General features: G+C 62.6%; 15 protein-coding genes. 8 read left to right on the top strand and 7 right to left on the bottom strand.

The features are described from left to right. Positions 1-143: 143 nt before the first annotated feature. Positions 144-1,802, bottom strand: a complete 1,659-nt coding sequence (locus Q4S41_RS04080; RefSeq protein WP_305029833.1) for an FAD-dependent oxidoreductase — start codon at positions 1,800-1,802, stop codon at positions 144-146. Between the two features lie 154 nt (positions 1,803-1,956). Continuing rightward, entirely contained in the window at positions 1,957-3,360 is a 1,404-nt protein-coding gene (locus Q4S41_RS04075) for a sensor histidine kinase (protein ID WP_305029832.1), read from the bottom strand. Positions 3,361-3,758: 398 nt separating this feature from the next. On the opposite strand from Q4S41_RS04075, the gene Q4S41_RS04070 reads away from it, so the two are divergent. From Q4S41_RS04070 to Q4S41_RS04035, 8 genes are all read left to right on the top strand, one after another. Then, complete coding sequence (locus Q4S41_RS04070; protein WP_305029831.1) at positions 3,759-4,577, top strand: hypothetical protein; 819 nt, start codon at positions 3,759-3,761, stop codon at positions 4,575-4,577. Between the two features lie 24 nt (positions 4,578-4,601). Beyond that, positions 4,602-6,377: an SBBP repeat-containing protein gene (locus tag Q4S41_RS04065; protein WP_305029830.1), complete on the top strand. Its 1,776-nt coding sequence runs from the start codon at positions 4,602-4,604 to the stop codon at positions 6,375-6,377. A gap of 22 nt (positions 6,378-6,399) precedes the next feature. Further along, positions 6,400-7,131 carry a hypothetical protein gene (locus tag Q4S41_RS04060; protein ID WP_305029829.1) on the top strand — a complete coding sequence of 244 codons (732 nt, stop codon included), beginning with the start codon at positions 6,400-6,402 and terminating at the stop codon, positions 7,129-7,131. Between the two features lie 78 nt (positions 7,132-7,209). Next, on the top strand, positions 7,210-8,535 hold the full coding sequence (locus Q4S41_RS04055; protein ID WP_305029828.1) for a galactose oxidase early set domain-containing protein: 1,326 nt from the start codon (positions 7,210-7,212) through the stop codon (positions 8,533-8,535). 186 nt (positions 8,536-8,721) lie between these two features. Continuing rightward, complete coding sequence (locus Q4S41_RS04050; RefSeq protein ID WP_305029827.1) at positions 8,722-9,453, top strand: hypothetical protein; 732 nt, start codon at positions 8,722-8,724, stop codon at positions 9,451-9,453. Between the two features lie 495 nt (positions 9,454-9,948). After that, on the top strand, positions 9,949-11,346 hold the full coding sequence (gene radA / locus Q4S41_RS04045) for a DNA repair protein RadA (RefSeq protein WP_305029826.1): 1,398 nt from the start codon (positions 9,949-9,951) through the stop codon (positions 11,344-11,346). Between the two features lie 441 nt (positions 11,347-11,787). After that, a complete protein-coding gene (locus Q4S41_RS04040) occupies positions 11,788-13,410 on the top strand; it encodes a TlpA family protein disulfide reductase (RefSeq protein ID WP_305029825.1) in 1,623 nt (540 codons plus the stop codon). 151 nt (positions 13,411-13,561) lie between these two features. Beyond that, entirely contained in the window at positions 13,562-14,581 is a 1,020-nt protein-coding gene (locus tag Q4S41_RS04035) for an SPASM domain-containing protein (RefSeq protein WP_305029824.1), read from the top strand. Positions 14,582-14,713: 132 nt separating this feature from the next. Here Q4S41_RS04035 and Q4S41_RS04030 read toward each other — a convergent pair whose 3' ends face one another. From Q4S41_RS04030 to rsmI, 5 genes are all read right to left on the bottom strand, one after another. After that, positions 14,714-15,055 (bottom strand): hypothetical protein, encoded by a 342-nt coding sequence (locus Q4S41_RS04030; protein WP_305029823.1) that lies wholly within the window; start codon positions 15,053-15,055, stop codon positions 14,714-14,716. A 123-nt stretch (positions 15,056-15,178) separates the two neighbouring features. Continuing rightward, complete coding sequence (locus tag Q4S41_RS04025) at positions 15,179-15,400, bottom strand: hypothetical protein (RefSeq protein ID WP_305029822.1); 222 nt, start codon at positions 15,398-15,400, stop codon at positions 15,179-15,181. A gap of 154 nt (positions 15,401-15,554) precedes the next feature. Further along, positions 15,555-16,358, bottom strand: coding sequence for an inositol monophosphatase family protein (locus Q4S41_RS04020; RefSeq protein WP_305029821.1), 804 nt, complete (start codon positions 16,356-16,358; stop codon positions 15,555-15,557). Positions 16,359-16,507: 149 nt separating this feature from the next. After that, positions 16,508-18,190, bottom strand: coding sequence for an apolipoprotein N-acyltransferase (gene lnt, locus Q4S41_RS04015; RefSeq protein WP_305029820.1), 1,683 nt, complete (start codon positions 18,188-18,190; stop codon positions 16,508-16,510). Further along, entirely contained in the window at positions 18,144-18,926 is a 783-nt protein-coding gene (gene rsmI / locus Q4S41_RS04010; RefSeq protein WP_305029819.1) for a 16S rRNA (cytidine(1402)-2'-O)-methyltransferase, read from the bottom strand. The genes lnt and rsmI overlap by 47 nt, the downstream gene beginning before the upstream one ends. Between the last annotated feature and the right edge of the window lie 66 nt (positions 18,927-18,992).

The following is an 18,992-nucleotide window of genomic DNA, read 5'->3' as shown; positions in this document are numbered from 1 at the left end:
ACCGAAGGTCAGCGAAGCTAAAGCCTTTTCAATACAAAGCCCCGGCACTGCGCAGTGCCGGGGCTTTCTGGTAAAAAGAAGTGTTTGGTTTTGACAGGACGGATTGCTTCGGCTGCGCCGCGCAATGACACACTACATTCGTTTTACTCGTCCAGATACTGGTGCACGAACTTGATGGCCATGCTGCCCTCGCCCACGGCGGAGGCCACGCGGGCCATGGCGCCGGCACGGCTGTCGCCGGCCGAGAAGATGCCCGGCACGCAGGTTTCGAGCAGGTAGGGCTCACGGGCCTTTTTCCAGATTTGGGGGTAGCGCGGGTCCGTCACTAGGTCGCGGCCGGTGAGGACGAAGCCTTTGCCGTCGCACAGCACCTGGTCGCACACCCATTCGGTGCTGGGCTTGGCGCCGATGAAGACGAACAGGGCCCGGGCCGGCCGCTTTTCCACGGTGCCGTTGATGTCGACCATCACGGCTTCGAGGTGGTCCTGGCCGCACACTTCCTTGATTTGGGAGTGCGGCAATAGCTCGATGTTGGGCGTGTTGCGAATCTGCTCGATGAGGTAGGCCGACATGCTGGCGGCCAGGTTGGCCCCGCGAATGACGATGAACACCTTGCGGGCGTAGGTGGCCAGGTACATGGCCGCCTGCCCGGCCGAGTTGCCGCCGCCCACGATGTACACGTCCTGCTCGTCGCAGCTGCGGGCCTCGGTACGCGCTGCGCCGTAGTACACGCCCGCGCCGCTGAGGCGGTCCATGCCCGGCACGTCGAGCGTACGGTAGCTCACGCCGGTGGTCAGCACCACGGCCTTGGTTTTCACCTCGCGGCCATCGCTGAGGGTGAGGACTTTGTAGCCGTCCTGAATGCAGAGGTCAGTCACTTCCTGCGGGGCCAGGAACTCGGCACCGAGGCGCACGGCCTGCGTCCAGGCGCGGTGGGCCAGCTCGGCGCCGCTCAGGCCGGTGGGAAAGCCCAGGTAGTTTTCGATGCGCGAGCTGGTGCCGGCCTGCCCGCCGGGCGTCTGGCGCTCAATGATGAGCGTGCGCAGGCCCTCGCTGGCGCCGTACACGGCGGCGGCCAGGCCGCTGGGGCCGGCGCCCACCACCACCACGTCGTACATATCCTGCAAGGGTTGATTGGCAATACCGAGGTGGTTGGCCAGGTCGGCCTTGCTGGGATTGGCCACGGCCTTGCCGTCGGCGCAGATGATGAGCGGCAGGTCCGTCGAGTCGAAGCCTTTGGCTTTGACCAAGGCCTGGGCTTCGGGGCTGGTTTCGTAGTCGAGCCACTGGTAGCCCACCATATAGCCGCTGAGGAAATCCTTAAGCTCGTGCGAGAGCGGCGACCATTGAAACCCGATGAGCCGGACGCCATCGAAGCGCGGCTTGTTGGTGGCCTGCCAGGCGGCGAGCAGGTCGTGCAGGGTGGGGTAGAGCAGGGTTTCGGGCGGGTCCCAGGGCTTCATCAGGTAGTGGTCGAGTCGGGCCGAGTTGATGGCGCGCACGGCCGCCTCGGTGTCGGCGTAGGCCGTGAGGAGCACGCGCTTGGCGTCGGGGAAAAACTCGCGGGAGGCGGTTAGCAGCTCCACGCCTTCGAGCTCGGGCATGCGCTGGTCGGCCAGAATCAGGGCCAGCGGCTCTTCCTTGGCGTGCAGCTCCTTGATGGTTTCGAGGGCTTCGGGGCCGGAGTTTACGCGCAGGATGCGGTAGTCCTGAGCGAACTCCTGGCGCAGGTCGCGGGCAATGGCGGCCAGCACCTGCGGGTCGTCGTCGACGGCGAGAATGATGGGTTTGGGGGTGGCCATGGGAAATAGTTTGTTAAAGTTCTGACGGGGCGCCTCACCCCCTAACCCCCTCTCCTCGGGGAGAGGGGGCACCGGTCTTGCTCTGAATGAAGTCGTCTGGCTCCCCTCTCCTTGGGGAGAGGGGCCGGGGGTGAGGCGCCCCGGTCGAACGGCATCACGCCCCCGCCACCGGCAGCCAGGCGCAAAACTCGGTACGGCCCGGCTTGGAATCAACTTCCAGCCGGCCATCGTGCTGGTGAATGATGCGCTGCGCAATATCGAGCCCCAGGCCGGAGCCGTCGCCGGCCTGCTTGGTGGTGTAGAAGGGCTCAAAGATGTGTGGCAAAACTTCAGCCGGGATGCCGGTGCCGTTGTCAATCAGGAAAACGCGCACGAAGTCGCCCTCGCGGCGGGTGCGGAGCGTGATTTCGCCGCCCTGCGCGGGCAGGGCATCAATGGCGTTGTCGAGCAGGTTGGTCCACACTTGGTTGAGGCTGCTCACCTGGCCGCGAATCGGGGGCAGCTCCGCCGCGTAGTCGCGGGTGAGGCGCACGTTTTTCTGGCGCAGCTGAAAGCCCAGCATGTTGAGGGTGCTTTCGAGGCCGGCCGTGACGTCGAGCTGCTCGAAGCCGCCGGCGCGGTCCATGTGCGAGTAGGTTTTCACGTCGGCCACCAGCTTGCTGATGCGGCCGCCGGCTTCCTGCACGTCGCGCACCAGCTGCATGGTGGTGAGCTGGCCTTCGAGCCAGGCGAAGGCGGCCGGGCGGGCGGCGGGCGGCAGCAGGGCGGCCACGGGCGCCAGGGCTGCCACGGTCACGCCGGCTTCGAGCAGGGCGGGGGCCAGGTAATAGCCGTCGGGCGCGCCTTGGGTGGTGAGCCAGTCGGCCAGCTCATCCTCGCGGTTTGCTCGCTCCAGGGCCGACATAGAAGCCGGTGCTACATCGTTGGGCACGGCTAGTCCGGTGAGGGCACGCATGGCCTCGGGCGTGGGGCAGTGGCCCACCAGCTCCACAAACAGGCCGGGCTTGGCCGCCGCGCGCTGGGCCAGGGCCTGGGCGGCGCGGGCAATGGCAGCGGCGGGGTTGTTGAGCTCGTGGGCCAGGCCGGCCGAGAGCTTGCCTAGGGCGCGCAGCTTGTCGTCGCGCTCCTGGGCGCGCACCTGGTCGCGGCTGCGGTCGTTCATCACGGCCACCAGGCGCTGGGTGAGCTCGGGGCTGGCCTGCTCCAGGGCGGGGAACTGGTCGCGGTGCAGGGTGTAGAGCAGGGTGTCGCCCACGGCCACGCCCTGGCCCGCGATGACGCGCAGCCGCGAGTAGGGCAGCACGCCCGTCACCTGCCCGGCCTCGATGCGAAACACCGGGTCGCGCTGGGCGCCCTTCACGGCGTAGAACTGGATGCCGCCCCGGATGATGGCCGTCATCAACTCGGCCGGGGCGCCGGGCTCGAACAGGACTTCGCCGGGGGCGTAGGCCCGTCCTTCGCCGTGGGCCAGTAGCCAGGCCAGCGTTTCGGCGGGCAGGCCAGCGAAGGCGGTGATGGGGGCGAGGTCGGCGGGGGTGAGCGGAGTAGCAATAGGCATGTCCTTATAACCCGGCGCGGGGCACAATGTTGAGGCCGGCGGGCCGTAGCCAAAGCCACGCGAGAAACACCCGCTTCAGCGCCGGGACGGGAAGACGGGATGCAGGTATATCTACGGGTTTATTGAAAATGACACCCGCAAATCACCTTCTTTCTCATACATTTAGCTGCGCAACAAAACCCGTTTTCCACTCACCAAACCAGTCGCTACCATGAAACACTTACTTACTTACCGCCGTGCTACTGACGTTGGCGCACCGGGGAAATGCTCAGGGGGTCGAAACCAATCATGACGATTTGCGCCTGGTAGGTGGCCAGAACGCTGGTAGCGCCGGAGATGTATCACACAGTTTTGTGGTGGCACGCCCATCATCTGGAGGATGGGAATACCCAAGGGTGATGAATATTACCAATGCCGGCCGTGTGGGCATTGGTAATCAACTGCTCTATGGTTCGCGCTCCATGTTGAGCGTTGGTCTGGGAGCAAATAGCCTTTCCATTGACGATGCGGGCAGCTACCGCGTGCGGAGCAATGGCAACCGGGATTATGTGCTCGGCGGCGGCGCCTGCATCGGGTTCAACGCCTCCCGGCAAAGCGATGCGGCCTTTGCCTGCGACCCGGGGCTACTCGATTCGTATAATCCAAATAGTGACAGCCGCAACGGGGGTGCCCTGATTTGGGGCGATGTGGAGGGAACGTTGAATTTCACGGCATTTCCCAGCGGCGGCGGTGCCACCGGCATCAATGCCACAACCACCAACTATTGGTACGCCAACGAGGTGAAGGCCTACCGGGTGATGCAGATTAAACCCACCATGCAGGTGCGGATAGGCCTAGCGGCTCCTCCTGCAACGAGCACCCACAACGACTACCGCCTTGCTGTGGATGGCAAGCTAGTAGCCAAGTCCATCTTTGTGACGCAGGCCACGGCCAACTGGGCCGATTTTGTGTTTGCCCCCACCTACGCGCTACAGCCCTTGCCCGAGCTGGAATCTTACTTAAAGCAGAATCGGCACTTGCCGGCTATTCCCTCGGCGGCCGAGGTGGAAAAAAACGGCATTGACCTGGGTGAGATGAATGCCCGGTTGCTGCAAAGCCTAGAAGAACTGACCCTGCACGTCATTGAGCTGGGCAAACAGAATGCGCAGTTGCAAGCGGATATGGCGGCATTGAAAGCGAAGGTGAACCAAGCCGCCGCGCCGGCGGTGAGCAAATAAACGGGCTTTTTATCTCCTTTGACAATGAAAACGTTTCTTTTCTTGCTCGTGCTGGCCGTGGCCTGCACGCGCCCGGCCCAGGCCCAAAATAACCAATTAGTAATCGACCAAGCTGCCGTGTTGCCTTCGCTAGCCACGCCCGGCAGCGGCAGCATTATTGACTTGGTCGAATTCACTGACGCGCAGGGCAGCACCTACCAAGCGGGTTCTTTCACCGGCACCGTCCATTTCGGTAGCTTCAACTTCACCGGGCTTGATACCGATGTGGTGGTGGCCAAGCGCAACGCGGCCGGGGTGTACGTCTGGGCCGTGGCCGGGGGAGGAGCCGGCACGCAACGGGCCAAGGCCCTAGCCGTTGATGCGGCCGGCAATGTAGCTGTGACCGGCTCCTTCGACAGCTCTACGGCTAGCTTCGGTGCGAGCACGCTCACCAACGCGCGAGCTGCCAACACCTCAACTAGTGATGTATTTGTGGCTAAAGTAACGGCCGGTGGCACTTGGGAATGGGCGGCTAGCGCCGGCGGTGGCACGACCATAAATGGCAACGATTACGCTACGGCTATAGCTGCGGACCTGTTCGGCAACATTTACGTGGCCGGTACTTACAGTAGTTCGGTGGCATTTTTCGGTCCAACCATTCAACTGGCTACCACTGACCCTTATGCCGCCGGTCGCGAAACGGTATTCATCGCCAAGCTAAGCCCAACGGGCGTCTGGCAGTGGGCTCGCCGGAGCGAGTATTATGGCGGGGTAGTATCTGGGGTAATAACCGACGCAATGACCAATGCTTATTTCGTTAGCGGATTCCACGCCTTGGCACAGTTTGGGGCTTATACTGTCACGACCCCCTACCCGGCGGGAGGCATCGCAATAGCTAAAATAGACGGCGCCGGCGCCTGGCAATGGGTCGTCAAAGCGCAAAACAACGCCCGCGAAACAGACATAAGCTGTAATGGCCTTACTATGGGCGTTCAGAACGACCTATACCTGGCAGGAACCTATAACGGTGATACCGCTACATTTGGGCAAACCCGCTTGGTGAACCGCGGCCCCCTTGCGCCTTCCCCGAGCGGTGCTTCACGCCAAGCCCATACGGATAATGCTTATCTGGCCCGGCTCAATACTGCCACCGGTGCATGGCGTTGGGCCTTGCAAAGCCAAGGCGACGGCTACGAGATATTCAGTGCCCCGGTGCTTGATGCTAGTGGGGGACTATACTTAGGGGCTGGAGTCAGCGAACCAGGGTTTCAGCATTCGCCCTTGCAGCCGGGCCATCAATTTGGGAATACCACTATAACGACAGCAGCCGGAAGCGCTGACGTTATCATTGCTAAACTGGACACGGCCGGTACTTGGCGCTGGGTGGCCCAAGCTGGGGGGACGAGTAATGAGAATGCTGCGCCTAGCTACATTGATGGACAAGGGCGGGTTTTCGTTACCGGTAGGTTTTACGGCCCTAGCCTGACGTTAGGGACAACAAACATGGCTGCCGTACCCACTGCTAGCTATACCAATTTCACGGCATTTACAGCTCGACTTGGTGCCAATGGCCCGTTGTCTACGCGGGGGCAGAATGCTTCCTTATTCAGCGTATATCCTAATCCAGCGCATCGGAATATGACGGTTACTGGTTTATCACCAAAACAAGCCATTCAGATGCTGGACGCTCTGGGGCGGGTAATACTAGTAGGCACTATGCCTGAACATGGTGACATGCAATTGGAGTTGCCGGCAGGTCTTCCTGCAGGCTTGTATATCGTGCGAGCTGGAAAAGAAGCTCGCCGAGTGGTAGTAGAGTAATACACTTCAATGCAAATCAGTCATGAAAAACATCATGCTACTAGGCTGTCTGCTATCACTTGTGCAAGTTGGTAATGCACAGGTGCCAGTTGACCTGTCCTCATCCACAAATGGACAATCCCAGTCACTTCACGCGACTAATAGTATAGAGCTAGGCGATGGTTTCTCCAGTACGAGCGAAATAGATATAAGCATTGTGGCCCCTATTAACACAACCGGTCAGTGGGCAGCTGCCCATTGGGACTTCCAGGCGTACAACAACAATAACGTATTCATCGGCATTCACACCAGTGTGTTACCAAACGGTATAGTGCTGTCTTGGCAAGGGCATAATGATAACCAATATTCGACGACTGGTTCCCCACATCCTGGAACCGATATGTACCGTTGGGACCCCAGTCTCAATCAACTCCTCACAACAATATTTCATGTTGATTGGACCAACGCTTTTTGCACCGGGCACAGCTTTCTTGCCGATGGGAAACTATTAGTGACAGGCGGGCATGACCGAACGGTTCTTGCAACTAAAGACGCAGCGGGTAATATCATTGTTCCAGAATATATTAAAGGGCTTAACAGTGCTAACACTTACGATTATACCAAGAACCCCGATGCCTTTCAGCCAAATACAGCACATGACCCATTGAGTTGGCACAAAGAACGGGACATGATTCGCAACCGCTGGTACCCCACCAATACCACCTTGAACAGTGGAGCGGTGCTGACAACCTCGGGAGAAACAGAGCCAGCATAAATTTTACCAGCTTCCCAGCACTACCCCGAGCTGTTCCAAAGCGGTAACTGGACCACGCTTACGGGCGCTTCCCGCTCCATGCCGCTTTATCCCTGGATGTTCCAGGGTCCCAATGGCAAAGTATTCTATGCCGGGTCTGATTACAACCTCAGCTACCTCAACCCGACCTACGTGAACCCCGCCAACGGGCAGCAGGGCACCTGGACCGATGTGTTTACGCCCGGCGGCCGGGCGTTCGGTAACCGCGTGTACGGGACGGCGGCCATGTTCGCGCCGGGCCAGATTCTACTGGCGGGCGGCTGCGACGGCAACACGGTCACCAACACGGCAGAAATTCTCGACCTGACCGGCGGTGTCACCACCGTGACCGGGCAGGATGGGGTGAGCTACAAGCAGCCCGTGGTGACGCGGGCGGCAGACATGCGCAATGCCCGCTGGCACGTCAACTCCACCATCCTGCCCGACGGCACCGTGCTGGCCACCGGCGGCTCCCGCGTGAACGGGGCCAGCGACCGCCACCAGGCAGTGATGGAAGCCGAAATCTGGAGCCCGCCGCCGCCCTATGGCAACGGCGCCACCGGCACCGGCACCTGGACCACGGTGGCGCCCATGGCCGAGGCCCGCATGTACCACTCCACGGCTGTGTTGCTGCCCGACGGGCGCGTGCTCTCGGCCGGGGGCGAGGAAAATATCAAGTACGACCCGTTTCAGCCCAATGTGAACAACCACTGCACGGCCGAGCTCTACAGCCCGCCCTACCTGTTCGACGCGGCCGGCAACCCGCGCGTACGGCCCACCATCACAGGGGCGCCGACGCACGTGGGCTACGGGCAGCCGTTCACGGTGGTGGCCCGGCCCGGCACGGGCACGGTGGCCCGCGTCACGCTCGTGCGCCTGTCGTCCGTCACGCACTCTTTCAACATGAACCAGCGCTTCCTGGAGCCGGCCAAGGGCGCCATGACCACGGCGCAGGGCGCCACGTCGGTGCCCCTCACGGCCCCGGCCGATGGCAACGTGTGCCCGCCGGGCCACTACTGGCTGTTCGTGCTCAACAGCGACGGCGTGCCCTCGGTGGGGCAGGTGGTGCAGATTGATGCCAGCCCCTGTGCGGTGGCGCCCGTGCTCACGGCGGCCTACCTCAGCGACGGTAACTGCGCCGCCACGGCCACGGCCTCGGTAGCGGGCCAGAACCTGGGTACCGACTACCGCTGGACCATTGATGGGGTGGCTGATTCCAGCTTCGACGGGCAGCCTTCGGCCAGCGTGGACCTGAGCCGCTGCCGGCCCCAGGCCACCCTGGGCGTGCGCGTGACGCCGACCTGTGGCGGCCCGGCGGTGGAGAATTTCGTGAGCGTGAGCCGCGGCTTCTCGCCCGGCAACTGCCCTGCCTGCCCCTCGCCGTAGCCGGGCCGGGCTAATGCTGTACCAACTAAAAGCACGTCATGCTGAGCGCAGTCGAAGCATCTTTACCGCAGCAGTAATCCAGTTGATTGAGCTGCGTTGCGCGGTAGAGATGCTTCGACTGCGCTCAGCATGACGGACCATTAATTCAACCCTTACCCTTACCCCAACCAACCAACCAACTAAATCATGAAAGGCCCCAACTCTACCTACTTCGAAAACCCCTTTCTGACGCTGAGCATGGCGCGGCCCGCCTACAAGGCCCAGGCCGCCTACAGCCTGCGCGCCGGCCGCGAGGCCAGCCTCGGCGCCGCCTTCACGCCCCTGCTGGCCGCGCTGGAAACGGCCATCAACGGCTTCGACGAGAACCTGACCGACGGCGGCCAGTCCACGGCCGGCGGCACCGATGCCTACCACGCGGCCCGCACCGCCTGGCTCGATTTCGTGGGCGACACCATGCTCGACTACGTGACGCCCAAGCTGCGCAAGCTGCCCGTGTTTGCCGACTTCAAGAAGTTTGGCAAGAGCAAGCTCAAGGCCCTCGACCAGGGCACGTTGCTCACCCAGTCCCAAACCCTGCTCAAGCTCTACCACGCCCAGCAGGCCGCCCTCAAGTACCCCACCCTCGGCGCCGAGGCCGACGCCCTCTACCAGGCCCTGGCCGCTGCCGACGAAACCCGCGACACCCAGGCCGCCACCATCACCGACGCCCGCCTCGACCTCACCGCCGACCGCCGGGCCATTGCCCGCGCCCAGCGCCGCCTCAAGGCCCAGCTGGAGCTGGCCTTCGAGGAGCCCGAAAAGGTGTACAGCTTCTTCGACTTCTCGGCGGCCGAAAGCGCCCGCAAGAGCGCCAAGAAAGCTGCCAAAGCCACTGCCAAAGTCCCTGCCGCCCCCGCCGAGGCGGGCCCCGCTGCCTAGGCTACCGCAAGTGCCCCCCGCCTCGGCGGGAGGGGCTTCCGGTACCTTGGGAAGTGCATCCCGCCTCGGCGGAGGGTACTTCCGGTATGTGGGGAAGTGCCTCCCGTCTCGGCGGGATGGGCTTTCAGTAGATGAGGAAGTGCCTCCCGCCTTAGCGGGATGGACTTCCGGAACCTCCGAAACCCGTTTCCGCCTCGGCGGGGGCGGGTTTTTAGGTTTTGGAGGTGTGCTGGCGCCTCGCCCTCCTCGTCAACCTCACCCCCTGACCCCCTCTCCAAAAAAGAGGGGGCACCTGTCCTTCTCCTAGACGAACGAAACGCGGTTTTTGAAATCGTCTTCACGAACCGGTGCCCCCTCTTTTTTGGAGAGGGGGTCAGGGGGTGAGGTTGACGAGGAGGGCGAGGCGCCGTACCTTGCCGCCCCCGCTTCCCAGGCAACTTTTTTGCCCCCGCCGGCCTTATCATCCACACCTCCAACCCTCCCTAAACAACCAGCATGGCCAAAGCCAGAACCGTCTATTTCTGCCAGTCCTGCGGCGCCCAATCCGCGAAGTGGATAGGCCGCTGCCCCGTGTGCGGCGAGTGGAACACCTACGTCGAAGAAGTCGTCCAGAAAGAAACCGTGGCCACCACCACCGGCCAGTGGAAGCCCGCCAGCACCGTGCCCGGCGGCAACCTGGCCAAAGCCGCCAAGCCGGTGCAGCTCAACAACATTCTGGTGGAAGACGAGCCACGCATCGTCACCCCCGACGGCGAGCTGAACCGTGTGCTCGGCGGCGGGCTGGTGCCGGGCTCCATGGTGCTCATCGGCGGCGAGCCGGGCATCGGCAAGAGCACGCTTATGCTCCAGATTGCCCTCAGCCTGCGCAACATGAAGGTGCTGTATGTGAGCGGTGAGGAAAGCGAAGCCCAGATTAAGATGCGCGCCGAGCGCATGGCCGAGGGCCAGCAGTCAGGCTGTTACATTCTGACGGAAACGAACACCCAGAACATCTTCCGCCAGATTGACCAGGTGCAGCCCAACATCCTCGTCATCGACTCCATCCAGACCATGCACTCCACGCTGGTGGAAAGCGGCGCCGGCAGCGTGAGCCAGGTGCGCGAGTGCACCGCCGAGTTCCTCAAATTCGCCAAGGAAACCAGCACGCCCGTCCTGCTCATCGGCCATATCACCAAGGATGGCAGCATTGCCGGCCCCAAAATCCTGGAGCACATGGTCGACACGGTTTTGCAGTTCGAGGGTGACCGGCACCTGAGCTACCGCATCCTGCGCACCACCAAAAACCGCTTCGGCAGCACCTCCGAGCTGGGCATCTACGAGATGCAGGGCGACGGCCTGCGCCAGGTGAGCAACCCGAGCGAAATCCTGCTCTCGCAGCGCGGCGAAAGCCTGAGCGGCATGGCCATCGGCGCCACCCTGGAGGGCAACCGCCCCCTGCTGGTGGAGGTGCAGGCCCTCGTCTCGCCCACGTCCTACGGCACGCCGCAGCGTAGCAGCACCGGCTTCGACGCCAAGCGCCTGCAAATGCTGCTGGCCGTGCTCGAAAAGCGCGCCGGCCTGCGCCTGGGCCAGCACGACGTGTTCCTGAACATAGCAGGCGGCCTGCGGCTCGACGACCCCGCCCTCGACATGGCCGTGTGCGCCGCCGTGGTTTCCTCCCTGAATGACCTGCCCATCCCCGGCCACGTGTGCCTGGCCGCCGAGGTGGGCCTGAGCGGCGAAATCCGCGCCGTCTCGCGCCTCGACCAGCGCCTGGCCGAAGCCGAGAAGCTGGGTTTCCGCGAGATGTACGTGTCCCAATTCAACGGCAAAGGGCTTGATTTGGCCCGCTTCGGCCTCAAGGTACAGGCCGTGAGCCGCCTCGATGAGGTGCTGAACGGCCTGTTTGGGTAGGCATCGTGCTAACGTGGCGCCTCACCCCCTGACCTCCCTCTCCTTGGGGAGAGGGGGCGCCGGTTCTGCTCCAATGCGCAAACCGTCAGGCTCCCCTCTCCCTGGGGAGAGGGGCCGGGGGTGAGGCGCCACGTTAGAACAATGTCGCAAGGCGCGTAGCACGACGTCCTATTCAACGTGCTCTGCTCACCCCAATCCAAAAACCGCCCTGATAATCAGCCGGCGCCCCCCGGTCCCGGTGCCCTCCGTCGAGTGTCGACCCACCTAACTGCTTAATAAATCTGCGTTAAGATTTGGATTTTATAAATCAAAAAGCCGTATCTTCGGAGTGCTGATAGGCTTTTACCGCGAAATACCGGGTAAGGCAGCCCGAAAGCTCCTGCTGGTTTAGTCGATTTTAGCAATTGCCGGCGGTCGTCGGCGGTAGGTTTTATTATAAGTATGACGTCCACTCTCACTACGTATGCGCGCCGCTTGCTGGGCGCGGCCCTGTTGCTGGGGCCGTTGCTGAGCTACGGGCAAGGGCGCATGACTACCACGGTGGTTGGCGCCGCCGCCCGCAAAGCCCCGGCTACCGAGGCGGCGGCCACCGGCGGCACGGCCACGCTCACCGGCCGCATCAGCGGGCCCACCACCGATTCCGTGGCCATCTCGCTGCGCGAAAACCCGCTAGAGCCCAGGGAGAAGCTGTTCCGCACCAAAATCGGCGACAAAGGCGAATTCAAGCTGACGGTGCCCGTGGCCGGCCCCACCAAGGCCGACCTCGTGTACGGCGACGACGTGGCCCCGCTCTACCTCGACCCCGGCACCGACATCGACGTGCGCTTCAAGGGCAACGACATGTCGGGCACGCTGCGCTTCAAGGCCAACGACGTGCCCACCGGCCTGGCCACCAAGCTGCGCAACGGCAACAACCTGACCGACGAGCAGCGCCACCGCCAGCAGGGCGCCAACGCCAACAACTACCTGGTGGAGGCCGACGCCCAGTTCGTGGAAAACGACGGCTTCCAGGTGCTGCCCGACAACATTCAGCTCTACGAAGCGCCGTTTCTGTCCTTCTTGGAGTACCGCCGCAAGCACGAGTACGAATTTCTGGAAGACCACGCCGCCAAGCAGTCGTTCACGCAGGACTTCTATAACTACGCCCACGCCGAGGTGGTGTACGCCTACGCCAACGACAAGCTCACCTTCCAGGACCTGCGCGAGCAGGTGGTGAACACCGAAGGCCGCCTGAAAATGGCGCCCGACTACTACAACTTCCTCCGCGAGCCCGGCCTGTTGAACGACCCCAACGCCGCCCAGAGCGAGCTGTACCACGAGTTCCTGCTCAATTACGTGCACTTCGCCGTGGCCCAGGACCACCACCAGCGCACCGACCCGGATTTTTACCCCGCCTCCTACGCCCTGGCCAGCAAGAAGCTGACCGGCCCCACGCGCGCCATCATTCTGGGCCGCATCCTGCAGGAGTCGTTCCGTTTCGGGCACGTGAAGCAGTCGGCCGCCATGCTGGCCGACTTCCGCAACTACGACCCCAAGAACCTGTACTTCCCCATCCTGCAGAACGATTTCGACCAGCACAAGGACTTCGCCATCGGCGCGCCCGCGCCCGATTTCAAGCTCCCCACCGCCACCGGCGACACGGTGCACCTGCACGACTTTGCCGGCAAGCTGGTCTACCTCAACTTCTGGAAAACCACCAACGGCCTTTGCCTGCGCGACCTAGCCTACGCCCAGGAGATGATGCGCAAGTTTGAGGGCAAAAACATTGCCTTCATCAACATCGCGCTCGATGAGAATGAGCAGGCCTGGCGCTCCCTCGTGACGGTGAAAAAGCTGCCCGGCGTGCAGGTGCGCGTGCCCAGCGGCGGCCTCCGCTCGAACTTGGCCAAAGAATATGCCCTGCAGGAAGTGCCTACCTACATGCTGGTGGGCGAAGACGGTACCTTCCTCAACACCAAGCCTAAGCGCCTGAGCAGCCGCGCCGCCATCGACGAAATCAACCAGTCGTTCGGCAAGGCCAGCACCTACACCAGCGCCATCGATTTTCCGGCCACGAAGAAGTAAGCGGTAAATCAACCACTTGTCATCCTGAGCATAGCGAAGGACCTTATCCCGTCAGAACAACCGCTAGAACAATCCTGGCGCCAACTGTTCAGACGGAATAAGGTCCTTCGCTACGTTCAGGATGACGTATTTTTAGCCTTTCCCTGCCTTCATGTCCACGCTCACCGACACCCTCAACCTCCTCTCCAAAGCCACGCCCCTGCGCGTGTGGAATACCGCGCAGGTGGTGGGCTCCTACATTCTGAGCAAGTTCACGGGCAAGGCCCGGATGAGCGGCTTGCCCATGGCCCTGAGCTTCGAGCCGACGACGAGCTGCAACCTGCGCTGCCCCGAGTGCCCCAGCGGCCTGCGCTCCTTCACGCGCCCCACCGGCATGCTGCAGGGCGACTTATTCAAGCGGACCATCGATGAGGTAGCCAGCCGGCTGTGGTACTTGATTTTCTATTTCCAGGGCGAGCCTTATTTGCACCCACAGTTTCTGGAACTGGTGAAGTACGCGGCCGACAAGGGCATCTACACCGCCACCAGCACCAACGCCCATTACCTCAACGACCAAAACGCCCGCAAAACCGTGGAAAGCGGCCTCGACCGCCTCATCATCTCCCTCGACGGTACCACACAGGACGTGTACCAGCAGTACCGCGTGGGCGGCAAGCTGGAAAAAGTATTGGAGGGAACCCGCAATGTGGTGAAATGGCGTAAGGAACTGAAGTCGGCCACGCCACGCATCATCTTCCAGTTCCTAGTAGTGCGGCCGAATGAGCACCAGATTGACGACGCCAAGCAACTGGCCGATGCCCTAGGCGTGGACGACGTGTGGTTCAAAACCGCCCAGATTTACGACCACCAGAACGGCTCGCCCCTCATTCCCACCATCGACTACTACTCGCGCTACCAGAACAACGCCAACGGCACCTGGAGCCTGAAAAACAAGCTGGTGGACCACTGTTGGAAAATGTGGCATTCCTGCGTCATCACCTGGGACGGCCTGGTGGTGCCCTGCTGCTTTGACAAAGACGCCGAATACCGCCAAGGCGACCTCAAAACCGAAACCTTCCGGCAGCTCTGGCGCGGCCCCAAGTACCAGCGCTTCCGCGGCAGCCTCCTCAAAGGCCGCGACCAGATTGAGATGTGCCGCAACTGCTCGGAAGGCACGAAAGTGTGGGGGTAGCCAGAGATAAAAAGAACGTCATGCTGAGCGAAGTCGAAGCATCTCTACCGCAGGAGTAATTGATTTTACTATTGCGGTAGAGATGCTTCGACTTCGCTCAGCATGACGTTCTGGTTAGGCAGTCGCCTGAACTTACTTGTCCTTTTTATCCAGGTTCTTGCCGAGGTCTTCCACTTGCTTGAGGAAGTCGTCGGTGTCGGAATCGGCGTACACGCCGTAGGCCGAGGCGATGGTGCCTTTCACGCCATCGTTGGCGGCAATGGCGTAGAGGATGGAGGTGTCGTCAGGGTTGCTTTCGCCCTCGAAGCGGTAGAAGTCTACGATGGTGACCTCATCGGGCGCGTAGCTTTTCGGCGAGGCGGGGTCGAGGGTGTGGAGGCGGCCATCGGTCACTTTAAAATCCTGCGTGAAGCCGTCCTTAGTCAGCCGGTTCTCAACGTTGACAAGCGACCGTTCTTCTTCTTTGTCCTGCATGGCGGTGGGGTGTTTGGGTAATGAAAGGAAGTGCGGGCAGCGCTAAAACGGCAGCCCCCGCCCCGGCTATACGGAGCCGGGGCGGGGGCGGGTTATTCTGTGGCCAGAAGAAAGTGTAGCAGCTCAGGCCGTAGCCTTTTCGCGGGCCGCCCGCGCCTCAATAGTCGCTTGCAGGCGTTCCACGTCGAGCTGCCCGCAGGCGCCGCCGCAGCCCTTGGCGCAGCCCGCTGCCGTGCGGCTGAAGAAAGCCCGCCAGAAAATGCGGCCCACGTAGAACGCGGCTCCCACGAAAAGGGCGCCAATCAGGAAGTACTGAATTTCGACGGAGGTGATGGCGAGAAGCATGCGGGGAAAACTACGTTGCCGGAGGAAAAGTTTGGGGGAGGGTGGCTGTCTTGCTGAGCGAAGTCGAAGCATCTCTACCGCGCAAGTAATTTGATTTACTCCTGCGGTAAAGATGCTTCGACATCGCTCAGCATGACGTTCTAACCGACTCGTGCTATTTCCAGAACTCGCCAATTACGCCCTGCACCTGCGCGTGCAGCGCCCCGTTGCTGGCCACCAGCTCCCGGCCAAATAGCGGGTCGCCATCGGTCAGGAACTGGGTGACGTGGCCACCGGCCTCGCGCACCAGCAGGATGCCGGCCGCCACATCGTAGGAGTTGAGGTTGAATTCGAAAAAGGCCTCGCAGCGCCCGGCGGCCACGTAGGCTAGGTCGACAGCGGCGGAGCCGAGGCGGCGCACACCGTGGGTGCGGGTCATGAAAGCACCGAGGATTTGCAGGAAGGCATCGAGCCGGCCGAAGTCTTTGTAAGGGAAGCCCGTGGCAATAAGGGCGCTGTGCAGGTCGTCGGTATTAGTGACGTGGATGGGCTTCTCGTTGCAAAACGCGCCGCCGTCGCGCACGGCCCGGAAGCTTTCGTCGCGGCTCACCTCGTGCACCACGCCCACTACCAGGTCCGCCCCGTGCAGCAGCCCCACGCTGATGGAATACACCGGCAGGCCGTGCACGAAGTTGGTGGTGCCGTCGAGCGGGTCGATTATCCAGGTGAATTCCTCGGTCTGCGAGTCGGGCCCGGCGGTGCCTTCTTCGGTGATGAAGCCGGCCTGGGGCAGCAGCTGGCGCAGGCCGGCCACAAGGCGGCGCTCGGTTTCCTGGTCCACGTAGCTCACGAGGTCGTGCAGGCCCTTGTGCTCAATTTTGGCCCGGTCGAAGGTGGTGGCTTCCTGACGGATAAATTCGGCCGTGCGGCAGCACAGAGCGGCGAGGTCGTGGGATAGTTGGGTGAAATCGAGGGGCATAATGGAATGGTTAGAACGATGCAAAGACGCGACACTTCGCGTCTCAGCGTTAGTTTCGCTGAACTTCGTTTGCTATTGTTGTTCAGATGGCTTGCTTTAGTATGGTGGAGTGACAGACGCTCAACGCGGAGACGCGAAGTGCCGCGTCTCTACACCGCCAAGCGTTTCCGCCGCCAGCCTATTACAGTGGCTGCTACCAACAGCAACACCGCCGCCAGCTGCGCCCCGCGCCCAATTAGCTCGCCGAAGCGGACATAAAATGTCGTTTCCGTATTCAAATGCACGGTGGCGCGGCTGCTCGTCGGTATCCAGGCCGTTTCGCGCTGGGTGATTTCGCCTTTCTGGTTGATGAAGCCGGTGAAGCCGGTGTTGGCCGAGCGGGCCAAGTCGCGGCGCGTTTCGATGCAGCGCAGCTGGCCGTAGCTCAGCAACTGCCGGTAGCCAGGCGAGTCGTGCCACCAAGCGTCGTTGGTGACGAGACCCAGCAGGGTGGCGCCGTTGCGCGCGTATTCACCCACAAAATCGCCGTAGATGGATTCGTAGCAGATGATGGGGGCCACGCGTAGGGCGGGCGCATTGGCCGGCGCGGCAAACACCGTGCGCTCGGCCTGGCTGCCCACGCTACCCACCGTGCCGCCCAGGTCGATGTGTGAGATGAGCGAGGCCAAGACCGGCGGAATCTTCTCCACGCCGGGCACGAGGCGCGACTTGTGGTAGAGGGCCACGGGCGCCGTAGCACCGGCGAAGTAGGCGCCGGTGTTGAAGAAGTCGTAGTAGCCGAGGTCGTCGCGGTAGCGGGCCGTTTCACTGGCAGCCTCCTTGTTAGGGTAGGAGCCGAGCGTGGTGATGCCCGTGAGCAGGGCCACGCCGGGGTGCCGCGCCAGCCACGCCCGCACCCGCCGGATTTTGGGATGGCTTTCAATCGTATTCTCCCAATACGGCTCTTCCAGCGCCGTTTCGGGCCAGAGAATAAGGCGCGTTTCGGGCGTGAGCTTTTGCTCCGACAGGTTCAGCAGGCGTGTCAGCTGCTCGTCGTAGGGCACGAACTGGGCACCGCCTTCAAACTTCTCCACGTAGGGGTCGAGGTTGGGCTGCACCACGACGACTTCGGCCGCCGGGCCTTTCTCCTCATAGCTGCGGCCGATGAGCGTCGAAATGAACAGCGGCACGGCCACCGTCAGCACCGGCGCGGCCCAGCGGAAGCGGGCTGTGCCAGCCACCGCCCACGGAGCCACGCCGCCTCGACCAAACCACGCCCAGAATGCCAGCAGATTCACTGCCCACACCCACACGCTGCCGCCCAGGAAGCCCGTGTACTCGTACCACTGCACCCAGCCGGGCGCGGCCGCGAAGCCGTTGCCCAGCGTGAGCCAGGGCCAGGTGATGTCCCAGTGCAGGTGCAGCTGCTCGAAAGCAATCCAGTAGATGGGCAATGAGAGGTAGCCCCAGCGGTTGCCAAGGCGCTTTTTGGTTTGGCGGAAGGCCATGAGCGGCAGGCACATGAGCAGCGCGTTCAGCACCACGGCGGCGATGCCGGCGGCCAGCTCGGCATAGCTCACCCACCAGGTGGTGAGGGCGTTCCAGCCCACCAGCATGAGGTAGGTGCTGGCAAACACGCGGCCCTTGCGCGCGCCCTCCAGCGTGAGCTTGCGCTCCATGAGCAGGTAAGGCAGCCAGCCGATGAACAGCAGCGGCACCAGCCAGGCCGTGGGCCACGGCGCCCAGCCGCCGCTCAGCAGCAGGGCACCCAGTGCGGCCAGCACGGGCGTGCGCAGCCGCAGCAGGCTAGTCCTGGCCGTCGAAGTCGTCGTCATCGGCCTCGTCGGCGTCATCAGCGGGGCGGCGGATTCGGTCTTCGCGGCCGGGGCGGGGCTCGCGGGCGGGCGGGGCAAGGTTTCCTTCGACGACAACGACAATTTCTCCTTTAATAGCGGGCCGGGCCGCGAAGTCAGCCTCCAGGCTGGCCAGCGTGCCGGTCACGGTTTCTTCAAACAATTTAGTCAGCTCCCGGCTCACCGAAGCCGGGCGTGACGGGCCCAGCACGTCGGCCAACTGGCCCAGGGTTTTCACGATGCGGTGCGGCGACTCGTAAAAAATCATGGTACGCGTTTCCGAAGCCAGTTGCTGCAGGCGCGTCTGCCGGCCCTTCTTCACCGGCAAAAAGCCTTCAAACGTGAACCGCTCGGCCCCGAAGCCTGACTTCAGCAGGGCCGGCACGAAGGCCGTGGCGCCGGGCAGGCACTCCACGCCCAGGCCGCGGGCCAGGCACTCGCGCACCAACAGAAACCCGGGGTCGGAAATTCCGGGCGTGCCGGCGTCGGATATCAGGGCCATGGTTTCGCCGCTGGCAAGCCGTTCCAGCAGGCGGGGCACCTGCTGGTGCTCGTTGTGTAGGTGGTAGGAGAGGAGCGGTTTTTTCAGGCCCAGGTGCTGCATGAGGCGGCCGCTGGTGCGGGTGTCTTCGCAGAGCACGGTGCCCACTTCGCCCAGCACGCGGATGGCCCGCAGGGTAATATCTTCCAGATTGCCAATGGGCGTGGGCACGAGGTACAGAACCGTGTTGGGCATAGGGCAAAGGTAGCGAGTGGGAAGGCCGAGGCCGCCTGTCATTGCTTCGGCGCTGCCTCGCAATGA

The sequence above is a fragment of the Hymenobacter convexus genome (assembly GCF_030580955.1).
Lineage (GTDB): Bacteria > Bacteroidota > Bacteroidia > Cytophagales > Hymenobacteraceae > Hymenobacter.
Note: the sequence above shows the minus strand (reverse complement) of the source record. Positions and strands in the feature narration are given on the sequence as shown.